Below are 25,458 nucleotides of genomic sequence, written 5' to 3'. Positions count from 1 at the left end.
ACTATTTTAAGCTATTTTTTTACTTAATAATTACTTTTTTAGATGTACTTGAAATGTTGTCTGAAATTTTTAATAAATAAACTCCAGAACTAATATTTGTTGTGCTAAGTGTATTTATAGCACTTCTGTTGTTTAGTTTGTTTCTAAAAACAAGTCTTCCTTGCATGTCAAAAAGGGCTGCTTGAGTTTCGGATGTCAATGTTCCTTTAATGACTATCTTATCATTATTGCTATAAATCTGCAGTATTTCTATATTAGATTCATTATTAGATAGCGTTTGGTTGCTAAATCTTAAATAAAATCTACCAGTATCAGAAATTGATGATGAAGGTGTAAATGTATATTCAGATTCGTTTAATAATGTAAATGTATTTGTAACAGCATCTTCTAGGTATACATTGGTATTAATGCTTGAGTTGGTTAAGCTTATAGTTACTTGCTCACCTTGACTAGCATTGACACCAAGAGGAATAATAGTGCTGTCGTTAGCGTCATTAAAATTAATAGCTTGTATAGCCATATCTTTTCCTTCGTTTTCATTTACTAATTCAGAGTAGATTGCAAAATCTGATGGAGCGTTATTAAAATGACTTGCATCATAGCCAAGATCTAATCCTAGAGATGAGGTATTGGTAAGGTATATATCTGTGCTAAAATTTTTCTCAGCAGATGTTAATACGATGCTTCCAAACTCTGGAGTATTATTGTTTCTTCCAGATATAAAATCATCAGAGCTTCCAGAAGTTTGCATTGCAGTTGTAAAGGAAACATTACCACCTCCATCTTTTGAAGACACAAAGAAACCTTGTCCTGGAGCAATAAGAGTGTTTGGATTAGCAGAAGCGTAAGCAAAATTCCAAATGGTCCAATAACTCCCGTTAGAATTGTCTGCATCATAGCCATAAACAGCAGCTGTAGATGAATCAAATTCTGATATGTTAGCTGTTAAGAAATCTTCTAATCTTATGTAAGAAGGGTATGGGTTTCCTATTAAATTCCATATCTCGTAAGTAGAACCGGTTTTTGCAATAGGAACATTAACAGTCTCTGTAGTTACTGCACCTGTAAATGTAAATGTGCTATTGTCTGTAGAAGCTGTTCTGTATCCTTTACCAGCATCTAAAGTGCTTACTTCTGTATTAGAATACGTTAGATAGTCACTTGTAGTTTTGTCAAAAGGGCCAAATAGATAAAGTGTTTCGCCAGCATTGGAGAGGATGTTAGAGTTGTTAGAAATAAAATCTACAAAACTCTCTCCACTAAAAGGCGGAGCAACTAAATCATTTCTGTTAGTATTAGAGTTGACATGTCGATTATATTTTAAGTTATCTGAAGCACTTCCTGATAGAAGAAGGCTTGAAAATTCATCTGAATCTGAATGCATTATAAAGTCTCCGCTATTAGAAATATTTCCATTAACAGTTATTGCATTTTCTTTACTAACATTAAAAGTTGCGCCTGAAGCTACAGTAACGCTATTAACTTCAATATTTGAGGAGGTATTATATGATCCGTCTAAAATCATAATATCCTCAGCTCCTGTTAAATCTGTTGGCGCACTAGGTGTCCAAGTAGAGCTACTGTATAATAAACCATTAAATAAATATATTGTGTAGTCTTCAACTTCACCATAAGTAAAGGTTTCACAAGGGTCAGGAACATCATTGTACTTTAATGCTACTCTCATTCTTACGTTTCCTGTCGCAATATTAGAAGGAACTGTAAAATTACCTGATTTTACAGAGTCTCCACTTACTGGACCTGCAGTGAAAATTTGCTCACCAGCATCTTCAAAATCCCCATCTCTGTTATAATCTATCCATACAGAATAGCCTAAATTATAACTTGTTGTAATATTATACTGAGGTGTAATACTTATTGAATAATTTGTGTCTTTAGAAAGGGTAGTACTTAAACCGGTAAAATCAGTATATAATGCATCACCAGAGGTGTTATCAATAGTATTAAGTTGAACTCTGTTTATTGCAAAATAAAAATTTGTATCTGTTGCTGTAGATGAACAATAGGTTAAATCAGTTGTTGTAAAAGTTGTAAGGTCTGTGTATTCAGAGGTTGAAGATATACATCTACTTCTTACTTGTACTTCATAATCAGTGTTAGGGTCTAAATTGGTTAAGGAATAATTAGAACTTCCATGATCGTTAATTTCTATCCATGTGGAAGTACCAACTTCGCGATATCTTAAGTCGTAGGTTGCTGATGGAATATTATCCCAAGTAATTTCTGCGCTAGATGCTGTTACTGAATTAGAATCTAGATTTGTTGGCACAGTAGTTTCACAAGGAATTGTAAGGCCTATAATTTTAAAGTTATCAAAAAAGAAGCCTTCTCCATTTGCAGAATAGTTTTCAAATTCGTTTCCAGAATCGGTACGCATTCTAAATCTAAATTGTACACTAGGAGCTTCAAAAAATGTGCTGTTTTCAGAGCTATTAATAGTTACTTCTTCCATAATCCATTTATCCATTCGGTCTCCATCATAAATGTGTCCAGAACTATTATTATCTTGGAATGCTTCATCTGATGCGCCCTTTGCATTATGATCGTTGGTGCTTGAAGAAGATTTTGGTTTGGAGTACTTTCCATTTAAAGTTGTCCATGTAGATCCATTAGTTGATGCTTGAAACTCAACCAAATCAAAATTACGTTCAATATCCCATTTTGAGTAAAATTGAATTAAAACTTCAGAAGAACTAGATAAATCATAGCTACCTGTAGTGGTTAGTGTTTTGGTTGTGTTGTTTGCGTAAGGTGCGGTGTTTCCGGTTCTTAATGCATTAGATCCAGAGTATGCGTCTGCAGAAGAGTTGCTCCATCCAGAATTTGTCCAACCTGTTAATCCGTCAGTATCTGCATCATGAGAAAATAAAACAGATGGCTGATAATACTTTTCAATATTAGCTTCATAAAAAACACCATCATCATTAGAAAGTTGAATTTTATAAGCAATCTTATCGTCTGGCTGAATGCTAGGATCTAAAGTAATTGAAGCACTAACATTACGCTGTTCTAAAATTGCCATTCCTGTCTGTGTAGCAGGAGGAGTAATGTTTGTTATGTTAGAAGAAATAGGTGTTACGTTAAGTGTAAAATTACTGGCTGTCTGACCTACTCTTTCTATTGCAAAATCTAAGTTAGCAGATGTGCTATTAATATCACTTTGAGTTAAATCGTGAAATACGGCATACTTACCTCCATGATAAGCACCCATTAAAGAAATTCTTACAGAACGTTTAGCAATAGGGACAATGCTACTTGGAGAAGGCCAAAAACCTTCACCACCATGCTCTGGAGTAGTGGCCAAAATATTCTGGCCAGAACCAACAGATCCATTTGTATCTGCACTTCCACCAACCATCCAATCGTCGGCAATACCATTTGCAGGAGTAAAAATTGTAGCACCAGATACGTATCTATTATATTTAGTCATATCCTCATGCCACTTATGCATTTCATCTTCTCTACCAGAAACAAATGTCGGATTACCACCATAAGGATGTGGTATTGAGTTGGCATAAGTATGATTCCAAATCGCTGTTTTAAAATTTCTACTTAATATAAAATCTACCATAATCTGAGTCTCTGGCTCAGAGGCAGCACTTGGTCCTCTGTAAGAATCACTGCTTGCAGTTCCTGATGATCCAGATCCTGCACTTCCCCAGAAATAATCAAAATTTCTATTTAAATCTACACCTCTATTCGAAGATGAATTACTAGTTCCACCAGCTCCAGGTCTTAAATTTTTACGTTGCATTCCTGTACCTGAAGGATTAAGATGTTCGTTCCAACGAAGACCATCTGGGTTTACAACAGGCACAAAATATAATTCGTTATTGTCTACTAAATTTTTAATTGCAGGATCTGTATTATAATTTTCGATGAGATACCACATAAAATAAATATTATTCATCAAAGCGCTAACCTCTCTAGAGTGTATCATAGAGGTAAATAGCATTTGAGGTTTGGTTCCCTCTGGTGTTGTTGACTCATTACCAGTGATTCTTACATAATATATAGTATTAGGGTCCCATCGAGAGGTTCCTATACCATTATATGTTAGACCATTATTTGTAATTGTACTAGAAGGGTTTCCCCAAGTGGTTTGTCCTGTTGAGGAAGCATCTTGTTTTGCAGAGACAATATTTAAACCGTTACTTACAGAATATGTTCTCATACTATCCAATTCTGTTTCCATTTCACTAAGAGTTAAACAGCCACCCATAGAACCTAAGTTGAATTCAGATGGTAATGACCAATCTTTTTCATTAAGTTCACCATATTGCAGATAGCTTTCAATTAAGGTTTCTGATACAGAACCTCTTTTGGCTGTTTGCATATTTTTTTGAGATAAACTTTGAGCTCTCTCAAGGGCGAGCTGCGACTTAGCATACGGTAAATCATTTTCTATTCTTAAACTTTCAAATGTTTCTAAATCATCTATTTCTACAGAATAGGTAATACCGAATTGTTGTAGTAAACTTTTATCATGCGCAGAGACGTCTAAAATTAAGTTATTTTGAACATGCTTTACACCACATCTTAAATCTATACCTTCTTCAGCTAATAGATTTAAGGTTTCTTGAGAGGGATTTAAAATTTTTATTCTCGAATGATTTTCTTGCGAAAAAGAATATTGCAACATTATTGTGAATATTGCAATTAAGCAGGTAATTTTTCTCATTAGTTTGGGGTTTAATGAATTTAATTTGAGCGCTAATATATCAAAAAAATTCAAAAATCATCCGTAAAATGCAAAAAAAACCGATGAAATGCATTTTAAGGTCAGATTACATTTTTTTTGAAGTATTTAAAAGCATGTGTTTTTACTTTTCTGTTAGTTATCTTTTTTTATCTTTATTGTCCCTTAAAAATCTAATTTTCAATTCATTTTTTGTAACAAAAGAAATTATGTAATCTCTTGAAGTTTCAAGAAGAAAAGTGTTATGTCTAAATTCAATAATTAAATTCAAAATAAAATAAACCAATATTAAAATGAAGCTATTGCCAATCAATCAACAATTAAAAACAATAATCTACAGTCTAGTCTTAGTGCTGTTTGCATCATGTAGTAGTAGACCAGAAAGCTTAAAAGCAATACCAGAGAACACTAGTGCTATTGCTGTAGTAGATGTATTTTCACTTTACAAAAAAGGAAATCTTGAAGATTTAGATGATTTAGAATTTTTTAAAACATTTCAGAAAGAAATAAGAAATGAGGATAAAAAAGTAGCTAATTTTTTAGAAGACCTTAGAGAAGATCCATCAAAGACAGGAGTAGATTTTACCAAAGATGTTTTTATGTATTACATAGATGAAGGTACTGACGAAAAGTTTGTTTGTGTTTCCTTAGATCTTAAAGATGAAGAAAAGTATGCAGAGTTTTTAGAAGATATTTTTGATAAAGGAGGTGTTGATTTTGATGTTGAAAAAGAAGATCTCTACAAATATATTAAAGTACAAAACGAAGTCGTTTTTGCTTGGGATAGTAACAAAGCGTTAATTGTAACTGCACAGAACTGGTCTAGTAGAGAAAATCTAGAACTAGAGGTAGAATCTTTATTTGAACTTAAAGTAGATAAGCAGATAGTTGTAAATAAAGAGTTTATGTCTTTTTACAGCAACAAGAAAGACGTTAACTTTTGGGTATCATCCAACATATTAGAGTCTAGTTTCTATCTTAAAGAGTTAGAAAAACAATTTGATGTAGACATGACAGATAACTACATTTCTGCTTCTTTAGAGTTTGAAGATGACCGAATTAGTCTTCAAGGTAAAATGTTTCCAAATAGAGAAGTAAGAGAGATGATGAAAAGAGATAACGTTTGGGATCATGATTTTAATAATGCCCTTTTAAAGTTTTTGCCAAAGCAAAGTTTTGCTAATCTGGCAATGTCTTTTAATCCTTCTGAAAATTATAAAGTAATGCAAGAGCAAGGAGAACTAGAAAGCATTGAAAAAGAATTTGAAAAAGAAATGGGCTTTGAGCTTGAAGATCTGATAAAAAGTATAGAAGGATCTATGGTTTTTAGTTTATCTAACATAGAAGAATCAACTTACACCTATGACACCTACAAAATGGTGTATAATGAAAATAAGACCAGACGCTTCGATGCTTCAACTAATGAATATTATTATGAAGGAGGTTATGAATACAGAGATACCACAGAAACAAGAACAAAAACATTACCTGTAATGTCTTTGGTTTTTGATATAAATTCTGATAAATATCTAAAGAAGGTTATTAAAAAAATACCTGAAAGTGAAATTGAAGAGAAAGACGATTATTACGAAGTTAAATTAGATGGCTCTTACTCTGGATACTTTGCTTTTGACGACGATACATTTTTGTTTACTAATGATAAAAAGAGTATAAAGGCCTTTAAAGATGGTGGTTTAGGATCTAAAAGCTTATCAGGTTCTTCTAAATTATCAGATTTTTCAGGTGGAGGATACTATGCTTATTTAAACTTAAATTACGACGATTATCCTAAAGAGGTAAAGAAGATGATAGAAGAAGAGCAAAATGATAAAGAAGAAGAGGTTTTTGAAATTTGGACAAATTTTGCAAGAGGTATTGAGTTAAAGATGATAGACAATTTTACCTTAGAGTTTAATTTAGAAACTAAGGATAATGGTAAAAATAGTTTGCAACAATTATTAGAGCTTATGGATGAAAGCTTCAAAAGTTTTTCTTCACTATAAGTCTTATGCAAATACGTTTAAGCAATTTAAAACCAACATACATGTCAGAGGCTGAATTATCGGCTTCTGACATATATCTACAAAAGGAGGTCGTTTTTGAAAAAGGTAAAAAATACTTAATCAAAGCAAATTCTGGCCACGGTAAATCTTCGGTATTAAACTTTATTTATGGAAGTAGCCATAACTATACAGGTGAAGTGGTATACAGTAAAAAAGAAGATTCTGTTTTTAGCTTACGCCAAACAGAGATAAGCTACGTTTTTCAAGACTTTAAATTGTTTCCTAGCCTAACGCTTTTTGAAAATATTCAGTTAAAAAACAAACTAACACACCATAAATCTACTGAGCAAATAGATGCGTTAATCAACAAAATGCAATTAACTCATAGACGAGACAGTTTGGTAGAGACATTGTCTCTTGGTCAGCGACAAAGAGTTGCAATTATACGAGCGTTGTGTCAACCTTTTAATTTTTTGCTGTTAGACGAGCCTTTTAGTCACCTGGATAGTTCAAATATTAAGATTATTGTAGATGTATTAAACAAAGAATTAGAAGAGCGCCAAGCATCAGTAATTATTACGGCATTAGACGATTTGCCATTTTTTGAATTTGATAAAACTATAAATCTTTAGTATGCTCATTAAACTACAAAAGAAGACACTTGTCAAAATTCAATTAATAGGCTATATACTTACCTTATTTATTGGTGTTTTTATTGTTTTAACAACGCTTCAACTGTATCAAGATGTAAAACCGTTATTATCTGAGCAAACAGATGTTTTTAGCGATAAATCCGCAGTGATAAGTAAAGAGGTGTCTGTATTTAAAAGCGTTAACAAAGACCGAATTTATTTTTCATCTAAAGAAATAGAAGAGCTAAAAGAACAACCCTTTATAAAAGATGTTTCTGTTTTTAATAATGCTGATTTTAGAATTAAAGCCTATTCTAACCAATCTGAAAATATACCGCTGTTTCAAACAGATTTGTTTTTTGAAAGCATTCCAGATGCATATATAGATGTAAAAACAGAAGACTGGATTTGGAATGAAAACGATGAGGTTGTACCTATTATAATTCCAGAGAATTATCTAAAATTATACAATTTTGGTTTTGCCGAAAGCCAAGGGTTGCCAGTATTGTCCAAAAATACAATATCTCAAATCACCTTTAATTTAAAGGTCATTGGAAACTTTAATAGCGAAGTGTATAAGAGTAGGATAGTAGGCTTTTCTAATAAGATCAATTCTATTTTAGTGCCAGAAACGTTTTTAGAATATGCAAATAATAAGTTTGGACGTTCCAAAAAATCTAGAATAAGCCGACTGTTAGTTACATTTAACAATCCTACAGACGAAAGAATTTTACAGTTTTTTAATGAGAACAATTATTCTATAAACAAAGATAAGCTTGAGTTTAGTAAACTTTCGTTTTTCTTCAATTCTGCATTAGTGTTTGTAATAGCGGTAGCACTGATTATTCTTGTGCTTTCTATAGCTTTTATTTTATTAAGTTTTAATTTAATAATACAAAAGAATAAAGCTATGATTTCAAATTTAGGAGCTATTGGATATTCTTACAAATCGATATCAAAATTTTACCAGATTGTCATTTCATTAGCAACTGTAATAGCTATAGTGCCTGCAATAATTTTGGGTATTGTAGTCCGAAAAATATATTTAGAAAGATTAGAATCTTTATTTGAATTTTCTGAAAGTAATAGTTTTATCCTCATCTTAGGAGTCGCTATTTTATTAGTGTTATGTCTGTCGTATAGTTTTATTATTTTAAGAAAAATGAAAGCGATAGTATTACCCAAAAGCTAGGTTTAGAATTAATATTGAAATGTGTAGTAACATTCTATAAATAAAAAACGGTTGAGTTTTATCTCAACCGTTTTTTTTGAAGTATGATAGATCTTAGTAGGTAGATTATAACATAGAAAATCTACTGATTATTTATTTCCTTTAGTATATCTAAAACCAAAACCAAAGCGCTTTTTGAAGCTTCTAATTGATTAAAAGTACCTGAAATATATGTGTCTAATTGCGGACAATACCACAAGAAAGAAGCGGTACTACCAGAATGTCCAATGAACTGTAAGTCACTTTCTGTATTGGTTAATTCACCTATTGAAACTTGTCTTATTCCAAAGCCGTAATTCATTCCTTTAGTTTCGTTTACCCAGTTTTGCATGGCTAATCTTGTATCCTTTTTTACAATTTTATCTGTATTGTAGGCTTTTAAAAATGCAATTAAATCGTGAGTGGTAGAGACCAAACCGCCTCCGCCCCAATCCGCACTTAGGCTTTTTAATGATGATAATTCATATTGACTCGCATAAAATTTAACAACAGGTAATTTGTTATCTATGGCTTTAGACTTTAAGTTAATGTACGAACTGTTCATTTTTATAGGTTGAAAAATGTTCTGTTGAAAGAAGTAATCTAAAGATAAACCACTGACGTTTTCAATAATTAAGGCTAAAAGCACATATTCGGTATCTGTGTAATGATAACCTTCACCAGGAATAAAATGAGGTGTCATTTTTTCTTTTGAAAACTGAATCATTTCTTCTGCAGACCACAATTTATTCGGATTCATTAATAGTTGATTAATGATATTTTGACTTCCATCATTTGTTGAACCTGTGAAATAATCAGGTAAACCAGAGGTGTGTTGTAATAGATGTGCTATGGTTAATTCTTTAGAATAGTCTTTACCATCTAAAACATGAAGATTAGTAATCAATGAATCTGGTAAATATCGAGTAATCTTATCTTCAAAATTTAATTGTTTTCGATCTTTTAAAATACCAATCGCTGTTGCGGTAAACATCTTGGTAATGCTAGCTGTATAAAATGGATGATTTATTGAAATAGAATCTTCTTTACTTTCTGCTAATTGAACATCAATATCTCGAGATTCAGAATATACATGAAGTATTCCGCTCTTAATGTTCTCTTTTTCTAATTCGGTTTTAAATAATTTTTCAATGCTTTCGCTTATTGTGTCCTGAGCAATCGCCGATAATCCAACGAAGCATAGTAAACCTAAAAGTATATTTCTCATAAGGTTAAAGTTTTACCAAAGTGCTTTAAGTTAAAATTTTATACCAATATAAAGGTTGGGTTCAAATAGAAAATAGGAATCCCACTTATTGTCTAACTGCTTAAATGATTCTGGCGTATTTGTATCAAAATGCCAAACATTACAATGAAATTGCGGTTCTATAAAAAACTGCTTCTTTTTACCAAAGGCAAAATGATAACCTACATGATACGAGTTGTAAAGTTTAAATCCGTTGGCTATTTTCTTGTCATCAAGATCTAAATAGGTTTTATACAACGGTAAAACTTCAACCGAGGCAAATAGTCCTTTCCAAAGCATGCGCTGATAAGATATACCAACACCCGTTTCGCGTAAATAGCCAGGATAAAATTCGGTTTCAGAATCTATTTTGCCTCTAAGTCCATCCCACCATTGTATACCCATAGGTTGAAATAATCGCCAAGTGGCTAATTTAACACCAACAATGTTTTTTGCATCAAGTTCGCGTTTAACATGCAATTCAATGTGTTCTGTGTTGGTTCTTTCTCCACCTTTCCCAATATTACCTAAAATAATAGCTGGAAAACTAACTCTGTATTTCAAGTCGTGATTACCAAGTTTTGACGATTCTGATTTCTGTTGTGCAAAAACATTAAGTGCGCATAATGTTAAGCAGATAAATACTAATTTTTTCATTGTGATTGATTTTTAAATTGTTCGTTTTTGATTAATAATTTGATGTTACAAAGATGTTAAAGAAGTGAATGCTAATCGTCCTGAATTATGATTTGAAACTTCTTTGAAATTCAGTACTTAATATTGATTTTGAGTTATTTGAATAAAAAAAGGCTTAACACAATTAGTGCTAAACCTTATAATAATCCTTATAATTTTACTTTAAATTAACGCTTCTGGATGCGATGTGAGTTTATCTACATTTCGTGTAATTTTATCGATATCCCAATCCCACCATTTAAGTTCTAATAATTTAGAAATGGTGTCATCAGAAAACCGCTTTTTAATCAATTTTGCAGGATTGCCTCCAACAATAGTGTAAGGTTCTACATCTTTTGTTACTACTGCTTTTGCGGCTATAATAGATCCATCACCTATGGTTACACCAGGCATGATGGTAGCATTGTGACCAATCCACACATCGTTACCAATTACAGTATTGCCTTTAGTTGGATAACTTTTACCATCCATAGCGTGTTGCCATGCACCACCAAATATGGCAAACGGATATGCTGATGTTGCTTCAGTTAAATGGTTGCCGCCATTCATAATAAAAGTTGTACCAGATGCAATCATGCAAAACTTTCCAATGATGAGTTTATCGCCAATAAAATCGAAATGATATTTTACATTTTTTTCAAAATTTGAAACAGCTTCAAAATCGTCGTAATAGGTGTAATCACCAACCTCAATGTTCGGATTTTTGATGTAGTTTTTTAAAAAACATAGCTTATCATAATTGGCTAACGGGAAAACGGTATTTGGATCTGGAATATTCATAATTTATAGCGTTTTAGCTTCTTCTCTAAAATAGTCTTTTAAATGATATTTTCCGTAGGTAGGCGCCACATTATCGTCTGCCATTAACGTTAAGAAAAATTCAATCGGACCATAGGTTTTTACACTAGTAAAAGTTCTTAAAGTCCAAATAGTGAATCGTCTTAAAAAATCTGGTAAATGTGTGATTTTTATTGGTTTATTTAATGATGTTAACGCTAGTTTACTAATGTCATTAAGACTTAAAACCTCGGGTCCGCCTATGGTTATTGTTTTGTTGTAATCCTTCAAATTATCGATAATCGCATTGGCTAAATCTTCACCATGAATTGGATTGAATTTTTGACTGCCAGATCCAAATAAATACACACGACCCGATTTTGCCATTTGTAAAAAGTCTTTCATATCTGAGAAAAACCCGTTAGGTCTTACAATCGTGTAATTTAACCCTGAAGTTTTTAAAGCATCAACAAACTTTTCCTTGGCTTCAAAAATCTTCAAATTTCGATACTTATCGCCATTAATGGCAGACACATAAACAAAATGATTAACACCACTTTTTTTAGCTTCAATAAGCAAATTCATATTCGCTTGATAATCGACATCCATATAGGTTAAACCATCTTTTTGCCTAGTAATACCAACGGTTGAAATGACCGTGTCTATACCTTTACATATATCTCTTAATGTTTCTGGCTTGGTGACTTCAGCCTGCTTAATTTCCAGATAATTTTCATTAGGATTATCTATCTGATTTGGATTACGGACAATTGCAACTACCTGGTTTTGTTTTTCGATTAAAACCGTTAATAAATGCCTTCCTAAATAGCCTGTAGCACCTGCTAATAATATATTGGTATGTTGCATTTTTTCGTGTAATTTAAAATTGAATCTTAGTTAAATTCGTTGGTCAACAGTTGCTGAATTATGGCATTGCGCTGCTCTCCAGAATCGTCTTGCTGATTGCTTAATAGCACAATGGTAGCGTTGTGTTCCGGTACAAAACCAATCATGCTCCAATAACCGTCTATATCGCCACCATGCCAGTAAAGTGTGGTATTGCCTTCTTGTGTGGTAAACCAACCTAAACCAAAATCTACGTAGCCACTTGGTACATCTTGAGCAAATATTTCATCTTTTTCAGCAGTAGTAAACCAGTTTGTTTTTACCGCATTTGTCCATGTTTCCATATCTTTTGGTGTGCTGCTAAAATCTCCAGCTCCAAACGCTAAATTCATTGGGTAAACACTGTTAGCATTACCATTGTTGTAGCCTTCTGCATGTGTGTTTGGGTTAATATTGTCTGTACCTCTGTAGGTATTTGTCATTTGCAAAGGATTAAAAATATTCTGCTGAATGTAGTTGTGGTAAGACATATCAGTAAGCTCTTCAACCAACAACGCAGCGATAAGGTAGTTAGAGTTACTGTATTGTTTTCCTGAGCCAGGTGTGAAATTGAGTCCGTTTTCGGAAATGAGTTCAATAATGACTTCATAGATATCTTCTTCATCAAAAAAGTAGCCTTGTTCTGTAGCGTCTTCAACAACAAATTGATAATCTGGAATACCTGATTGGTGCGATAAAAGTTGAGCAATACTAATTTGATTGCCAAAAGGAAACTCAGGATCAAATTCGTTTAACGTTTGGTTGTAATTAGAAATATAACCATCGCGTTTTAGCTGAATAATAGCTGCTGCAGTTAAGGTTTTTGATACCGAACCAATACGATAGGCTAATTCGTAATCTTGAGGAAGTGCAGTGTTTTCATTTGCTAAACCAAAGCCTTGTCGCACTAAATCGTTCCCATTTTTTGTAATAATAGCGTAGCCATTAAAGTTGGTGTCGGCTAATAAATTTTCAGCGGTTGTGTAATTAATGGCTGGTGTGTTGTTGTCATCATTTGTTGAGCATGATGTAAAAAGTATTACCAGACCTATTGCTGATGCTACTAGTAATTTGTGTAAAGTTGTCATAACTGTTCGTTTTTTAATTGATTATTTGATACTGCAAAATTGAAGTATAAACAGTTATGTGTCGTACTAAATTATAATGTAGAACGTTCGGAATTTATAAAAAGAAGCGGCTTACTTGTTATGTTGCTGTACCCATTTACTCGGTGTAATACCTTCAGTTTTTTTGAAAAAAGTATTAAACACACTTTTAGAATTAAAACCACTATCGTAGGCCAAACCTAGGATTGTAAGATGAGAATTTTTAGGGTCTAATGCTATAGTTTTAAAATGATTTAGGCGAAAATAGTTTATAAAATCATTAAAATTCTTATTGAATTCAGTATTAAGCAACCAAGATAATTTATTAGGATGTAAACTAATACTCTTGCCAAGTTCTTTTAATGAAAGGTTTGGATTTAGAAATGGCTTATTGTTTTTTATGAAATTTTCTAGAATCAACTTATACCTAATAATTTCAGAATCAGATAAAGGTTTTAAAGGTTCTCTTTCAATTTTATTTAGAACTTCTTTTTTTGCTGGAATTAGTTCTGGTGAAATAAATTGCTTTACTATTAATTGAAAGCGTTTATCTTCTCTTAAAGGATCTAAGAAAGGATCTAATTGAAAATTGACTAATTGTCCTACTTTCAGTTTCATTTTATCTGCAAAAATATCTAATGCTCTTTCTTTATTTCCAGAATGTATCAGTAAATAAAAATGCCAAGGATAAATATTTTTGAAACCTTCTTCAACATCAATAGCCTTAATATCAATAGCTACATTTAATTGCCTTTTATTAATCAAACAAAATAAGGCTTCACATATTTTGGGACTAATAAGTTGTGGCATTATGGCTATATAATTCTCAAATTTAGAAGTGTCGTTTAAGAATATAAAACAAGCTAATTTGGTCTCTATTGCTAAACTAAAATTAGGATCAATTTTTAAGCATTCTTCTAAATGTTTTATGGACTCTGTGTACTCTCTTTTTAGAAAATAAATGTTACCCTTAGTGAAATGATGATTCGGTGACAAAGGACTTATTTCTATAGCCTTATTAATATTTAACAGGGCTTTTTCTAGTTGGTTAGTCGCCATGTAAATTTCAGCAATACCCTCGTAAGCGATAGCATAGTTTGGGTTTTTGTGTAATGTATTTTTTAGTAAATCGATACCTTTGTTGTAGTTCCAATCATTCCAAAAGCTTAATGATGATTGAGAAAAACACGCTAAATAAGATGATGAATTAATTTTTAAGCCTTGATTTAAATAACTTTTAGCAAATTTTTCGCCTTCTTGCTTATTTATTAATCCCCAACTCGATAAAATGCCATAAGATCTGCATAATGTAAAGTATGCATCATAAAAATTTTTATCGACTTCTATACTTTTTTTGTAACAATCTATAGCCTTAATGTAATCTTCTAAAACCCAATTAAGCTGATATGCTCTACCTTTTAAATATAACTTATATGCATAAATATTTTTAGTTCCAATTATAGATATGTGGTTAGATATGTATAGATGTCCAAAATTTTCCCGAATCTGTTCAGCAATTATTAAACTTATTTCGTCTTGAAGCTCAAAAATATGGTCTAATTTTCTATCAAAATTTTGTGACCAGATTTGAAAGCCATCATTTGTTCGTATTAACTGAGTATTAATTCGGATTCTGTCATTAAATATTCTAATACTACCTTCTAGGATAGTTGCAACACTTAGTTCACAACCAATTTGCCTTACATCCTTATTGTTATTTTTAAAAGCAAAAGAAGATGTTCTGGCAATTACTTTTAGACCTTTAATTTTGGTTAAGGCGTTAATAATCTCTTCAGTAATACCATCACAGAAAGACTCATTATCAATATCATTGCTCATATTGACAAAGGGAAGGACAGCGATGGATTTTGAATTGGTTTTCAATTAAACTATTGCAATGAAATAATTTACGATTCGAAATTAAATAATTTAACAAAACCTAAAAATAAATTTAGAGAACATTTTTTAACGGATGTAATTCAAAAAAATCTTACAATCATGAAGACGTATAGATTTAGTTACTTCCTTAACTGACAGATTCTAACAATTAGTTTGAAATAGTTTTTAAATTTGAGGAATGAAACATCTCAATCAATCATTCTTCTTTTTATTTTTCTTTTGTTCAACGTTCTGTTTTGCTCAAAAAAGTACAGACAGTTTATCGTACTACAGAGGTATTGCAATGCATCCTAAAGCATCATCAGATTTAATAAATGCTTCGGTTTATTTTAATGAACAATTAGAAGCTTCTAAAACAACAAAAGATGTACATACTCAACTAAACAGTCTTTATTATTTGGCAAGTATCAATTATAAAATTGGTTTTTATGAAGAGAGCGAAAAATTGGCAATGAGAGCGATTAAAATTTTAGATGAAAATTCAACAATAAGCAATAAAAAAGCCTACAAAAAGAGTTTTTACAATCAACTTGGTGTGTTGTATTCAGAGCAACAAAGTTATGATAAAGCAGTAGAGTTGTATAGTCGTGTACTAAAAGTGGCTAATAGTACAAAAGATAGCCTTATAGCTTATAATAATATAGCTAATGTCTATAAACGAAATAATTTAATTAATGAATCACATAAGTTTTCGGTAAAAGCACTGCAACTAACTTTAGAATTAAAGGATACAATATCTATAGCTATGGTGTTGAATAATCTTGGATATATAAAAACGAGATTAAACGACTTTAAAGAAGGACGAAAACTGTTATATAGAGCACTAGAACTTAGAAGACAGTTAAAGGATTCTTCTGTTTTGTATAGTAGTTTTTCAAACTTAACAAAATACTACATGGCTACAGACAGTATGGATATGGCCAAATTTTATGCAAAAAGAGCACTGGACTTTGCTAGTAAACTTAATTCTGCATCGTATAAACAAAATGCGCTTGGTTTGTTGGTGCAACTTAGTCCAGATAATTATTCAAAAGCATATAAGGCTATAAATGATAGTTTAATAGCAGAAGATAAAGCTCGGTCTAATCGGTTTGCTCTAATGCGTTATGATTATTCTGAATTTGAAAGACAAGCTCTAGAAAGTCAATTGAGAGTAGAACGTCAGAGGTCTAGAGCAATAATTTCTACTTTGGTAGCTATAGGTGTTGTAATGCTTTCTGTTTTAGCATTTTTCTTTTTTAGAGCTAGGCATAGAAAAGAAAAATTACAACAAGTTATTATAACAGAATCCAGGATTTCTAAGCAAGTACACGATGAGGTAGCAAATAATGTTTTTCAGATTATGACAAAGTTTGAAAACAATACCTACCAGAGACATTCTCTAAGAGATGAGTTGTATCTCTTATACCATAAAGCTCGCGATATATCTAATCAGCATAGTTTACTCGATACAAAAGTTTCGTTTAGAGAAAATCTAGAAGCGTTATTAGAAAGCTATGAATCCGAAAACACCAACATTGTTGTTAAAGGGTTGGCAGATGTAAGATGGGATGTTTTTTCTGATGTCTATAAAAACACCATTTATAAAGTATTGCAAGAGTTACTAATTAATATGAAGAAGTACAGTGACGCGTCTTTAGTTTTAATTCTTTTTGAAAAAGAAGGTAAAAAACTAAAAATAAATTATTCTGATAATGGAGTAGGAGCCGAACTTGTAAAGCATACAGGATTGTTTAATACGGAAAACCGTATCCAATCTGTTGGTGGTACTATTATTTTTGATACACAACCAGAAAAAGGGTTTAAAGTAAAAATTGTGATATGAAGACGTTAAAAAAAGTTCTTATAAATGATGACCACGATGCAATTGTAGAAAGTGTAGCTCAGGTTTTAGAAAAGAGTGGAGTTGCAGAGATTGATAAAACACAATACTGTGATGAAGCCTATTTACAACTAAAAAAGGCTGAGTTAGAAAAAAAGCCTTACGACTTAATTATAACAGATTTGTCTTTTAAAAGTGATTACAGAAATGCAACACTTGCATCTGGAGAAGATTTAATAGAACAAATACGTGTAGATAAACTGGCAATTCCGATTATTGTGTATTCTATGAAAGATCAACTACAAAAAGTACGAGGATTAATAAAAAAGCAAGGAATTAATGGGTATGTATGTAAAGATAGAAATGGGTCTAAAGAGTTAAGCACAGCTATAAAAGCAGTTTTGGCAGGCGATTTGTTTTTGTCTCCTCAAGTAGATAAGGCATTGCAACCAAAGTCTAAAATGGAAATTGATGATTTTGATATTCAACTTATCAATTTACTCTCAAAAGGATTCTCTCAAGAAGATATAAGTGAAGATTTGAAATCAAAAAGTATCACACCAAATAGCCTTAGTACTATTGAAAAAAGGCTTAATAAATTAAAGATTCAATTTAGAGCTAATAATACAATTCATTTGGTAGCAATTACAAAAGATTTGGGTTTAATTTAAGTCTTTTACGGTTAACCGTAATCTATTGTATAGATGTACTCATATCTTTGAGAGTAATATAATTAATATTGTTATTGATATTAAAACTTAGGGGATAAAAAAGGCGTGTATGTTTTACATGCCTTTTTTTGTTTTTTTAGAGATATCGGTCTATGAAAAGATTAAATTTTGTTCATTTAGTAATAGTGAACGACATCCAATCTTATTTAATCATATGCCACTATAAAGAGTTATTTTTTCTATTTCTTCTTTAATTAATTCATAGGCTCTATAATGTCCCAGATCATTAAAATGGGTGCCATCTATTGTGGCTTCATTATCTTTGCCTATTAGGTTTTCACTTCGAATGTAAAATACATTTTTGTTTGTTTTAGAGATGTTATCATAAGTTTCTTTCAGGGCTTTGTTTTGTTCTTTAATGAATGATTTTGTACCAAAAATAGATTTATCATCTTTTTTGAAAAACGCAAAATCCCTTATAACACTCTCAATAAGGACAATAGGAGTTTTATTATCAATAGAATTGATATAATTAATCGTTTTAGGTAAATTCTTTCTTATAACATCTGCAGAAGAATTTGGTGTACAATCTAAAATTATTAAAGATGGGTTTGATGTCATAGCATATTCTATAATCTCTTTTTCAAACCATCCATTGCCACTAAATCCTAAATTAATAACGTCTTTGTTAAGTCTTCTTTTTATTAGCGCAGAGTAAGTAAGGCCAGGTCTTGATGCAGAAGCTCCTTGAGTTATACTTGTACCATAAAAAATTATTGGACGAAATGTATCAATAATCTCTTTTTTAGGATTACTTATTCTAGCATTTTTATCTATTCCAATCTCTAATAAGTCAATTCCATCGTAAAGTGGTAAATTTAATAAATATTCACGGTTAATGGTTTCCATTCCTTGGATTACAAGAGCTTCATTTTTATTGGTTCCATTTGGTTTTGCAACACCAACAAATTTCCAATCATTGTCATTGTATGCATATAGGTCTAATCCTTTGGCTGTTATTGGAGTCATGTTTGAAGGATTTCTGTTGTCTTTTAGTTTCCATCTAATTTTTATAATTGAAGAGTTAGAAGAAAAGCGAATGGAAATTCCAGCTGAGTTTTTAGAGAGTCCCCAAACAGGTTTTCTTACTTTGTTTTTAGAGCTTAAAGGAAGACGCTCGTAGTTTTTTGTATTAGGAAGTTGACCAATTATTTTAAAATTTGAAGCATCATAGAAATCTGTAGCAATATCATTTTGATCTTTTAGTTTAGCTTCTTGTATTGCGGTTAAATTTTCTGGAAAAAATTTTGACTTTATTGTAGGGTAGTACCGATAAAAAAAGAACAGTATTCCGGATAGTAAAATAATATTTAATATAACAGAAAATTTTTTTATTACTCCCTTTTTCATTTGTGTATTGGTTTGATATTGTGATTTTTAATTTCAAATATTATTAATAATCGTAATATCTACTTACGGTTAGCCGTATGTCCCCTTTTTTTTAGGGTAATATTTTTGTTAAATGAATTTTATACAGAAAGATAAATCTGTAAATAATAAGTAAAGTATTCCGTTTTGTTTTTTGGAGCGTAAGTAATAATATTAAAAAGCTCTAATTTTCTTTTAATGACAGCGCATAGTAATTAACTGTTATACAAAGACCGTTTAGAAATTTTAATAAAAACACACATTATTTAATAGCATATCAAATAATGAACTAAAAATTAAGATTTTGATTTCGTGTGGTTTAAGTTTTTTTGTGTCGAGATCGAGATTTGAATTCGAGACCTCCGGGTTATGAATTTACGAAATTAGGTTGTAAATCCTTGGTTTTCAGTGTTTTGAAAATTTACAAAAATGTTAAATCGTGTTCAAATCGTGTTCGGTTTGTGTTCACTGATTAATGCTTCAAATATATAAAAATAAGTTGATATTTTTATTTGATTTTGGTTAGTTCAGAATAATTGATTTTATGGATTATTGATTCAACATTACTATCCACCTTGGGACTAAACAAATCTTTACTTACGGAGTAAGCATCCAATTTATCTTCTGGAAAACTAAAATGAAGGATATCTTCAATATCTGATTCCTTTAAATCAACGGACAACCAATTGTGAGTTAACTCTTCATCTAGGATTAAAGGTTGTCTATTCTTCTTATTATGAATTTTAGCAAATAAAGGTGACGCTTCTTTTGTCAGAATGGTAAAAGTGATGTAAGTGTCAATTACAGTATAAAGTCCTGCTAATGCAAGAGGTTTATCAGCTTTGTCTTTAAAATGAAAAGGATATTTTTTGCCTTTATGGTCATGCGGCTCAAAAAAACCTGAGACTGGAACTATGCAACGGTTGTCCATAATCGCCTCCTTATAAATAAAGTGATCAAATGCTTTTTCGGATCGTGCATTTAGACCACCACCATAGCGCACAGATTCTTTATGATATTCTTTTATATCGTCCTTAGTCTTATAGTTTGGTACTATTCCCCAAATTCCTGGTGCTAGAACGTCTGAACGCTCTTGAGGTATAACAAGCATATTTGGGTGCGAAAAACCGTTATGATGATAAGTAGGTTTATCAAAATAGGATTCCATAGAAGAATCAACTATGTTAACGTTGAAATGCTTCTCTAATTTTTTGACCTTATCAGTAGTACTTGTGTGAAAACACATATTCTATTTTTTCTTAAAATTAAGAAATCCTGTTGATAGTTTTTAAATTAAGATGAGATGTGTTTCTTGGATCAGGCTTTATCGATAATTTTCTGCTCTTAACTATTACCATGCTGTAAAAACCAAACCGATCCTTTATTGTACCATAACATGCATAAACGCCTAAACCATTAATAGGATACTTGTCAACGACGTCAGTAAAGTGTACTGCGTCAAAATAATTACCCATTTTATCAATAAATGTACTTAATCTCATAAGTTTACCTTGAGATGTCTTATTAAATCTTGTGGTTACCAAACTGCCATAAATAAGTACATTTTTACCAACAAAATCTTTCATCTCATTAGCCATGACATCGCTGTTCATCTCTTCATCGATTAAGTTAAAGTAATTGCATAAAGGAAAACCTAAAAGTTCCATTTCATCATAGGCATCTTCGACCCAATTCGTTTTAAGTTTAGGAAGATTAAATTGTCTATGCTGGATTTTAAAAAGTTGTGCCTGTTTATTTTTAGATCCATTAGCATTGATTTTAAAAATGGCTTGCCACAACAATTCCGTTTTATGTTTTTTTGTAAACCTAAAGGCGTTGATACGTATGAGAATCGTTAACTGTTCAATGCTAATAGCTAAACGGTCTATAAAATCATCAAGGGATTTATAAATTCCATGTAATTGCCTTTCACTTATGATTCTTTGAATGGTATAAGATTCCAAATTTTTAAGATAACCAAAACCTAAGTAAATAGAAGTTCCTATTAACCTATTAGGATGGTCGCTTTTATTGATACAGGGCAAACAAATATTTGCACCTTGTTTTTTAGCTTCATGTAAATAATGTTCTGTGCTATAAAAACCTCCACCATTGTTTAAAACAGCAGTCATAAACTCTAATGGGTAATAACATTTCAAAAACAAACTCTGATAGCTTTCTACAGCATAAGAAGCCGAATGACCTTTAGCAAAGGCATAGCCTGCAAAACTTTTAATCTGATTCCATACCTCAAAAATCAAATCATCATTAAAGCCTTTATTTCTACAATTGGATATGAATTTTTGTTCTACCTCTAAAAACTCTTTCCTTGACCGATATTTACCGCTCATTCCACGTCTTAATATATCCGCTTCACCAAGTGTAAGATCAGCAAACTGATTGGCTACTTTAAGTACATCCTCTTGATAAACCATAACTCCATAAGTTTCTGGCATTATTTGCTTTAATATAGGATGTGCATCTTTTCGTTTTTCTGGGTTCCGATGACGTTTTATGAATTCATCTTTCATTCCTGAACCAGATACACCAGGTCGGATAATGGAACTTGCAGCAACAAAACCCAGATAATCATCAGTTTGTAGTTGTTGCATTAAACCACGCATTGCTGGTGATTCAACATAATAGGCACCTATTGCACCACCAGTTTTTAAAAGTTGATTGATGTTTTTATCTGACTTAAATGCTTCAACGTTCGTAATGTCTATATCTCCAACTTCAGGTCTGTTAGTTTTAATTATTTCTAAGGCATCTTTAATTTTAGCTAAACCACGTTGACCTAAAATATCAAACTTAAATATGCCAACATCTTCAGCTATAATCATATCAAATTGAATCGTCGGAAATCCTTTAGGCGGTAAATCCGTAGCTGAATAGTAATGAACAGGTTTCTCTAGTATTATTATACCTGCCGAATGTACACTGATGTAATTTGGGAATCCTTCTATTAATTTACCGTACCGTAAAACCAGTTTTGACAGGTCGTCTAAATTAGAATATGAATAACTGCCTTTACTTAACTTATCGATCTCTTCTTTTGGCAAACCGAAAACTTTGCCTAATTCCCGAACTACAGCACGATACTTAAACGTATTGTATGTAGCCATTAATGCGGTATTTTTAAACCGTTTAAAAATATATGCGGTTACGTCATCTCTATCTTTCCATGAAAAATCTATATCGAAATCTGGTGGCGATGCCCTAAACGGATTTATAAACCGCTCAAAGTACAAGTCTAGTTCTATAGGGTCAACATCGGTAATTCCAATAATATAGGCAACTATGCTATTAGCACCACTACCTCGACCAACATGAAAATAGCCTTTGCTTTTAGCATAACAAACAATATCATAATTAATTAAAAAGAATGATACAAATCCTAGATTTTTTATAGTACTAAGCTCAGTTTTTAACCGCTTTTTGACTGGAGGTAAAGGGTTTTTATACCGTTTATTTATGTTCTCATAACATAAACGCTCTAATAGTATATAATCATTTTCAGAAGAATCCGTATAGAGTTTTAGATTTTGTGATGTTCTGTTATTACCGAAAGAGAAATCAATCCTACAATCTTCAAGTACATACCTTGTGTTATCTAGTATAAAGGGGAATTCTTTAAAGACTTCTTCTAAATTTGCTTTTGAGTACATTTTGTCTGTTAACAAGCACTCTTCAGATTTATCTAGTTTGCTTAATAAACAGTTTTTATCAATGGCACGCAGTAAGCGATGAGCGTTAAAGTCTCTTTTATTTCTTATTGTTACTTGTTGCTGTATAACTAATTTGTTCTTTTGTGAAAGCAATTTAGAGAAGCGTAATTTTCTGAGTTCTTCAACAGAAACACCTATAAATTCGTTATCCTTAAATGCCGTTTTTTCTAGTTCTAAAACTTTTTCAAAAGGGTAGATTATATAGCAGTTTTTAAGCGGTAAATTAGGAGTATCGGGTAATTCCATTCCATTTTCAGAATAATGAGACAAGTATTGATTTAATTCCCTAAAACCCTTATTGTTTTTTGCTAAACCAACATATAATTGGTCATTACCGTTTCTAAAATCAATTCCAATTACTGGTTTAATTTCAAAATCTTTTGCTTTCCTGATAAAGTTCAAGCAAGCAGAAGTGTTGTTGATATCGGTCAAAGCCAAAACATCAATATCATTTTCCTTGGCAAGCTCTAATAACTCAATTTCAGAAAATGTACCGTATCGTAAGGAATAATATGTATGACAATTCAAATACATTATTGTTTACGATGTGCCAATAATATTGGTGGTTCACCACTAAAAGGATTTTGAAAACGTCCTATAGTTTTTGCTCCCATTGATGAAGCTCTCATAATGCTCAACTCTCCATAACGCATCCGCACTTTGTCCATGGCATTATAAAGGTTAACCATCTCTTCGGTATCATCAAATAGATTTATTTGGTAATGCCCACTAACTATATCGCTAATTTTAACTCCAACTAATCGTATAAGTAAACGTCGTTGGTACAATTTTTCAAATAGTTCAAGTGCTCTAGGGATTATGACATGATCCGCACTTGAGTATGGAATTTTTACTTGCTTGCTATAAGTGTTAAAATCCGAATATCTAATCTTAACACTTATCGTTCCTGCGAGTTTATTTCCTCTTCTCAGTTGAAAAGCTAAATTTTCTGCCATTGCAAAAATTGTGGTCTTTAAAACGTGTAGATCAATTGTATCCTTATTGAAAGTGCGTTCGGTTGAAATTGATTTACGTTCATGAAAAGGTACAAGAGGTGGGTTATCTATACCATGTGCCCGTTTCCAGATTGTTTTACCGTTGATACCCAAAGCACTAACCATCATTTCCAAAGGCATTTCTTGTACCACTTTTACCGTGTCTACACCAAGATTGCGCAATATCTGATATGTTTTTGTCCCTACGGATGGAATTTTCCTAATGGATAGTGGTGCTAAGAAGTCTTTTTCAAAACCATTATCTATTTTCAACTGGTTATTAGGTTTTGCTTCTCCAGTAGCAACCTTAGAAACTATTTTGTTTGCGGATAAACCAAATGATATAGGCAGTCCAGATTCCTTGATAATACGCTTTCGTAATTCTGATGCGTATTTATAGCAACCATAAAACTTATCCATACCAGAAAGGTCGGCATAAAACTCATCAACGCTTGCTTTTTCAAAAACAGGAACACTTTCCTTGATAATCTCAGTTACTATGTGGGAGTATTTGGTGTATATGGAAGAATTACCTCGAATAACTACTGCTTCTGGACATAATCTTCGGGCAACTTTCATAGACATACCGGAATGCACTCCAAATGGACGAGTTTCATAACTGCAAGCAGCTACAACACCTCGATCACCTGTTCCGCCAACTAATAAAGGTCTATTTTGTAAACGTCTATCAATAAGACGTTCGCAAGAGACAAAAAAAGTGTCTAAATCCAAGTGTAAAATATTCTTTTCCATTTTACAAAATTAGCTACATATGTAAGTAATTATTGCTTATATTTGTAGTATTATGAATATTGTAGCAAAGAACATTCGTCATCTAAGAAAGCTCAAAGGCTTAACACAAGAAACACTGGCAGAAAATCTAAAAGTATCAAGGTCTAGGATTGGATCATATGAAGAGGGTAGGTCTGCACCAACTATTGAATTTCTTATCCAGTTATCCGATTTTTTTAGATTACCAATCGATATATTGTTAAGAAATGATTTGACAAAATCTAAAGATGCTTCATTCATTGAAATTGGGAAACAACGTGTACTGTTCCCTATAACAATAGATGCAGATAATGATGATTTAATTGAAATAGTTCCTGCAAAAGCATCCGCTGGTTATCTTAATGGTTATGATGATCCTGAATATATTGAGCAACTTCAAAAGATTAAACTTCCTTTTTTACCCACAGGAAAGCACAGAGCTTTTCCAATAAAAGGGGATTCCATGTTACCAATGAAGGATGGTGCTTTTGTGATAGGTAGGTTCATAGAAGACCGAAGTGATATTAAAACTGGTAAAACCTATGTTTTGGTAACGCTAAATGATGGTATGGTCTACAAACGTGTAATTAACAATATAGATTTTAACGGTTCATTGCTATTGATGTCTGACAATAAAACTTACAACGATTATTGCGTACCTATTGATGAAGTTCTTGAAATTTGGGAATTTACCTGTAGTATTAATACCCAAGAGTATACCGAAGAAGAACTCAAAATAAGTAGTATTCTTGGTATGTTTAATGAACTTGGTATTGAGCTAAAAGCTTTGGAAAAGGTGGTGAGGTAAGGCTTTTGTTATTGTATTATTTATGAATTTAAATTATATAGATATGTACTTAAAATCTCTA

General features: G+C 31.8%; 17 protein-coding genes. 6 read left to right on the top strand and 11 right to left on the bottom strand.

Annotated features, from left to right (window positions below; all coding sequences use genetic code 11):
* Nucleotides 1-19: 19 nt before the first annotated feature.
* A complete protein-coding gene (locus tag P7122_RS11770) occupies nt 20-4,702 on the bottom strand; it encodes a M14 family zinc carboxypeptidase (protein ID WP_278006000.1) in 4,683 nt (1,560 codons plus the stop codon).
* 311 nt (nt 4,703-5,013) lie between these two features.
* Here P7122_RS11770 and P7122_RS11765 point away from each other — a divergent pair, with 311 nt between their 5' ends.
* The 3 genes from P7122_RS11765 to P7122_RS11755 are packed head-to-tail and all read left to right on the top strand — an operon-like array spanning nt 5,014 to nt 8,547.
* A complete protein-coding gene (locus tag P7122_RS11765) occupies nt 5,014-6,723 on the top strand; it encodes a DUF4836 family protein (protein WP_278005999.1) in 1,710 nt (569 codons plus the stop codon).
* A gap of 41 nt (nt 6,724-6,764) precedes the next feature.
* Nucleotides 6,765-7,355: an ATP-binding cassette domain-containing protein gene (locus P7122_RS11760; RefSeq protein ID WP_278005998.1), complete on the top strand. Its 591-nt coding sequence runs from the start codon at nt 6,765-6,767 to the stop codon at nt 7,353-7,355.
* Between the two features lies 1 nt (nt 7,356).
* On the top strand, nt 7,357-8,547 hold the full coding sequence (locus P7122_RS11755; protein ID WP_278005997.1) for an ABC transporter permease: 1,191 nt from the start codon (nt 7,357-7,359) through the stop codon (nt 8,545-8,547).
* Between the two features lie 121 nt (nt 8,548-8,668).
* Here the strand turns inward: P7122_RS11755 and P7122_RS11750 are convergent, their stop codons facing one another.
* The 6 genes from P7122_RS11750 to P7122_RS11725 all read right to left on the bottom strand — a co-directional run bounded on the left by P7122_RS11750 (nt 8,669) and on the right by P7122_RS11725 (nt 15,159).
* Nucleotides 8,669-9,793, bottom strand: a complete 1,125-nt coding sequence (locus tag P7122_RS11750) for a serine hydrolase domain-containing protein (protein ID WP_278005996.1) — start codon at nt 9,791-9,793, stop codon at nt 8,669-8,671.
* Nucleotides 9,794-9,823: 30 nt separating this feature from the next.
* Nucleotides 9,824-10,468: a hypothetical protein gene (locus tag P7122_RS11745; RefSeq protein ID WP_278005995.1), complete on the bottom strand. Its 645-nt coding sequence runs from the start codon at nt 10,466-10,468 to the stop codon at nt 9,824-9,826.
* Nucleotides 10,469-10,669: 201 nt separating this feature from the next.
* Nucleotides 10,670-11,287 (bottom strand): CatB-related O-acetyltransferase, encoded by a 618-nt coding sequence (locus P7122_RS11740; RefSeq protein WP_278005994.1) that lies wholly within the window; start codon nt 11,285-11,287, stop codon nt 10,670-10,672.
* Between the two features lie 3 nt (nt 11,288-11,290).
* On the bottom strand, nt 11,291-12,151 hold the full coding sequence (locus P7122_RS11735) for an SDR family oxidoreductase (RefSeq protein WP_278005993.1): 861 nt from the start codon (nt 12,149-12,151) through the stop codon (nt 11,291-11,293).
* A 26-nt stretch (nt 12,152-12,177) separates the two neighbouring features.
* Entirely contained in the window at nt 12,178-13,257 is a 1,080-nt protein-coding gene (locus tag P7122_RS11730; protein WP_278005992.1) for a serine hydrolase domain-containing protein, read from the bottom strand.
* A gap of 111 nt (nt 13,258-13,368) precedes the next feature.
* Nucleotides 13,369-15,159 (bottom strand): tetratricopeptide repeat protein, encoded by a 1,791-nt coding sequence (locus P7122_RS11725; RefSeq protein WP_496196797.1) that lies wholly within the window; start codon nt 15,157-15,159, stop codon nt 13,369-13,371.
* 193 nt (nt 15,160-15,352) lie between these two features.
* Here P7122_RS11725 and P7122_RS11720 point away from each other — a divergent pair, with 193 nt between their 5' ends.
* Nucleotides 15,353-16,999, top strand: coding sequence for a tetratricopeptide repeat-containing sensor histidine kinase (locus tag P7122_RS11720; RefSeq protein ID WP_278005990.1), 1,647 nt, complete (start codon nt 15,353-15,355; stop codon nt 16,997-16,999).
* Nucleotides 16,996-17,667 (top strand): DNA-binding response regulator, encoded by a 672-nt coding sequence (locus P7122_RS11715; RefSeq protein ID WP_278005989.1) that lies wholly within the window; start codon nt 16,996-16,998, stop codon nt 17,665-17,667. Before P7122_RS11720 ends, P7122_RS11715 begins: the two co-directional genes overlap by 4 nt.
* A gap of 210 nt (nt 17,668-17,877) precedes the next feature.
* Here P7122_RS11715 and P7122_RS11710 read toward each other — a convergent pair whose 3' ends face one another.
* From P7122_RS11710 to dinB, 4 genes are all read right to left on the bottom strand, one after another.
* On the bottom strand, nt 17,878-19,077 hold the full coding sequence (locus P7122_RS11710) for an SGNH/GDSL hydrolase family protein (RefSeq protein ID WP_278005988.1): 1,200 nt from the start codon (nt 19,075-19,077) through the stop codon (nt 17,878-17,880).
* Nucleotides 19,078-19,603: 526 nt separating this feature from the next.
* Complete coding sequence (locus P7122_RS11705; RefSeq protein ID WP_278005987.1) at nt 19,604-20,341, bottom strand: SOS response-associated peptidase; 738 nt, start codon at nt 20,339-20,341, stop codon at nt 19,604-19,606.
* A 19-nt stretch (nt 20,342-20,360) separates the two neighbouring features.
* Nucleotides 20,361-23,357, bottom strand: a complete 2,997-nt coding sequence (locus P7122_RS11700; RefSeq protein WP_278005986.1) for a DNA polymerase III subunit alpha — start codon at nt 23,355-23,357, stop codon at nt 20,361-20,363.
* Entirely contained in the window at nt 23,357-24,571 is a 1,215-nt protein-coding gene (dinB, locus tag P7122_RS11695; RefSeq protein ID WP_278005985.1) for a DNA polymerase IV, read from the bottom strand. The genes P7122_RS11700 and dinB overlap by 1 nt, the downstream gene beginning before the upstream one ends.
* A 52-nt stretch (nt 24,572-24,623) precedes the next feature.
* Between dinB and P7122_RS11690 the strand changes: the two genes are divergently transcribed.
* Nucleotides 24,624-25,397, top strand: coding sequence for an XRE family transcriptional regulator (locus P7122_RS11690; protein ID WP_278005984.1), 774 nt, complete (start codon nt 24,624-24,626; stop codon nt 25,395-25,397).
* The last annotated feature ends 61 nt before the right edge of the window (nt 25,398-25,458 follow it).

Source organism: Winogradskyella marincola, from assembly GCF_029624125.1.
GTDB classification, from domain to species: Bacteria; Bacteroidota; Bacteroidia; order Flavobacteriales; family Flavobacteriaceae; genus Winogradskyella; species Winogradskyella marincola.
Note: the sequence above shows the minus strand (reverse complement) of the source record. Positions and strands in the feature narration are given on the sequence as shown.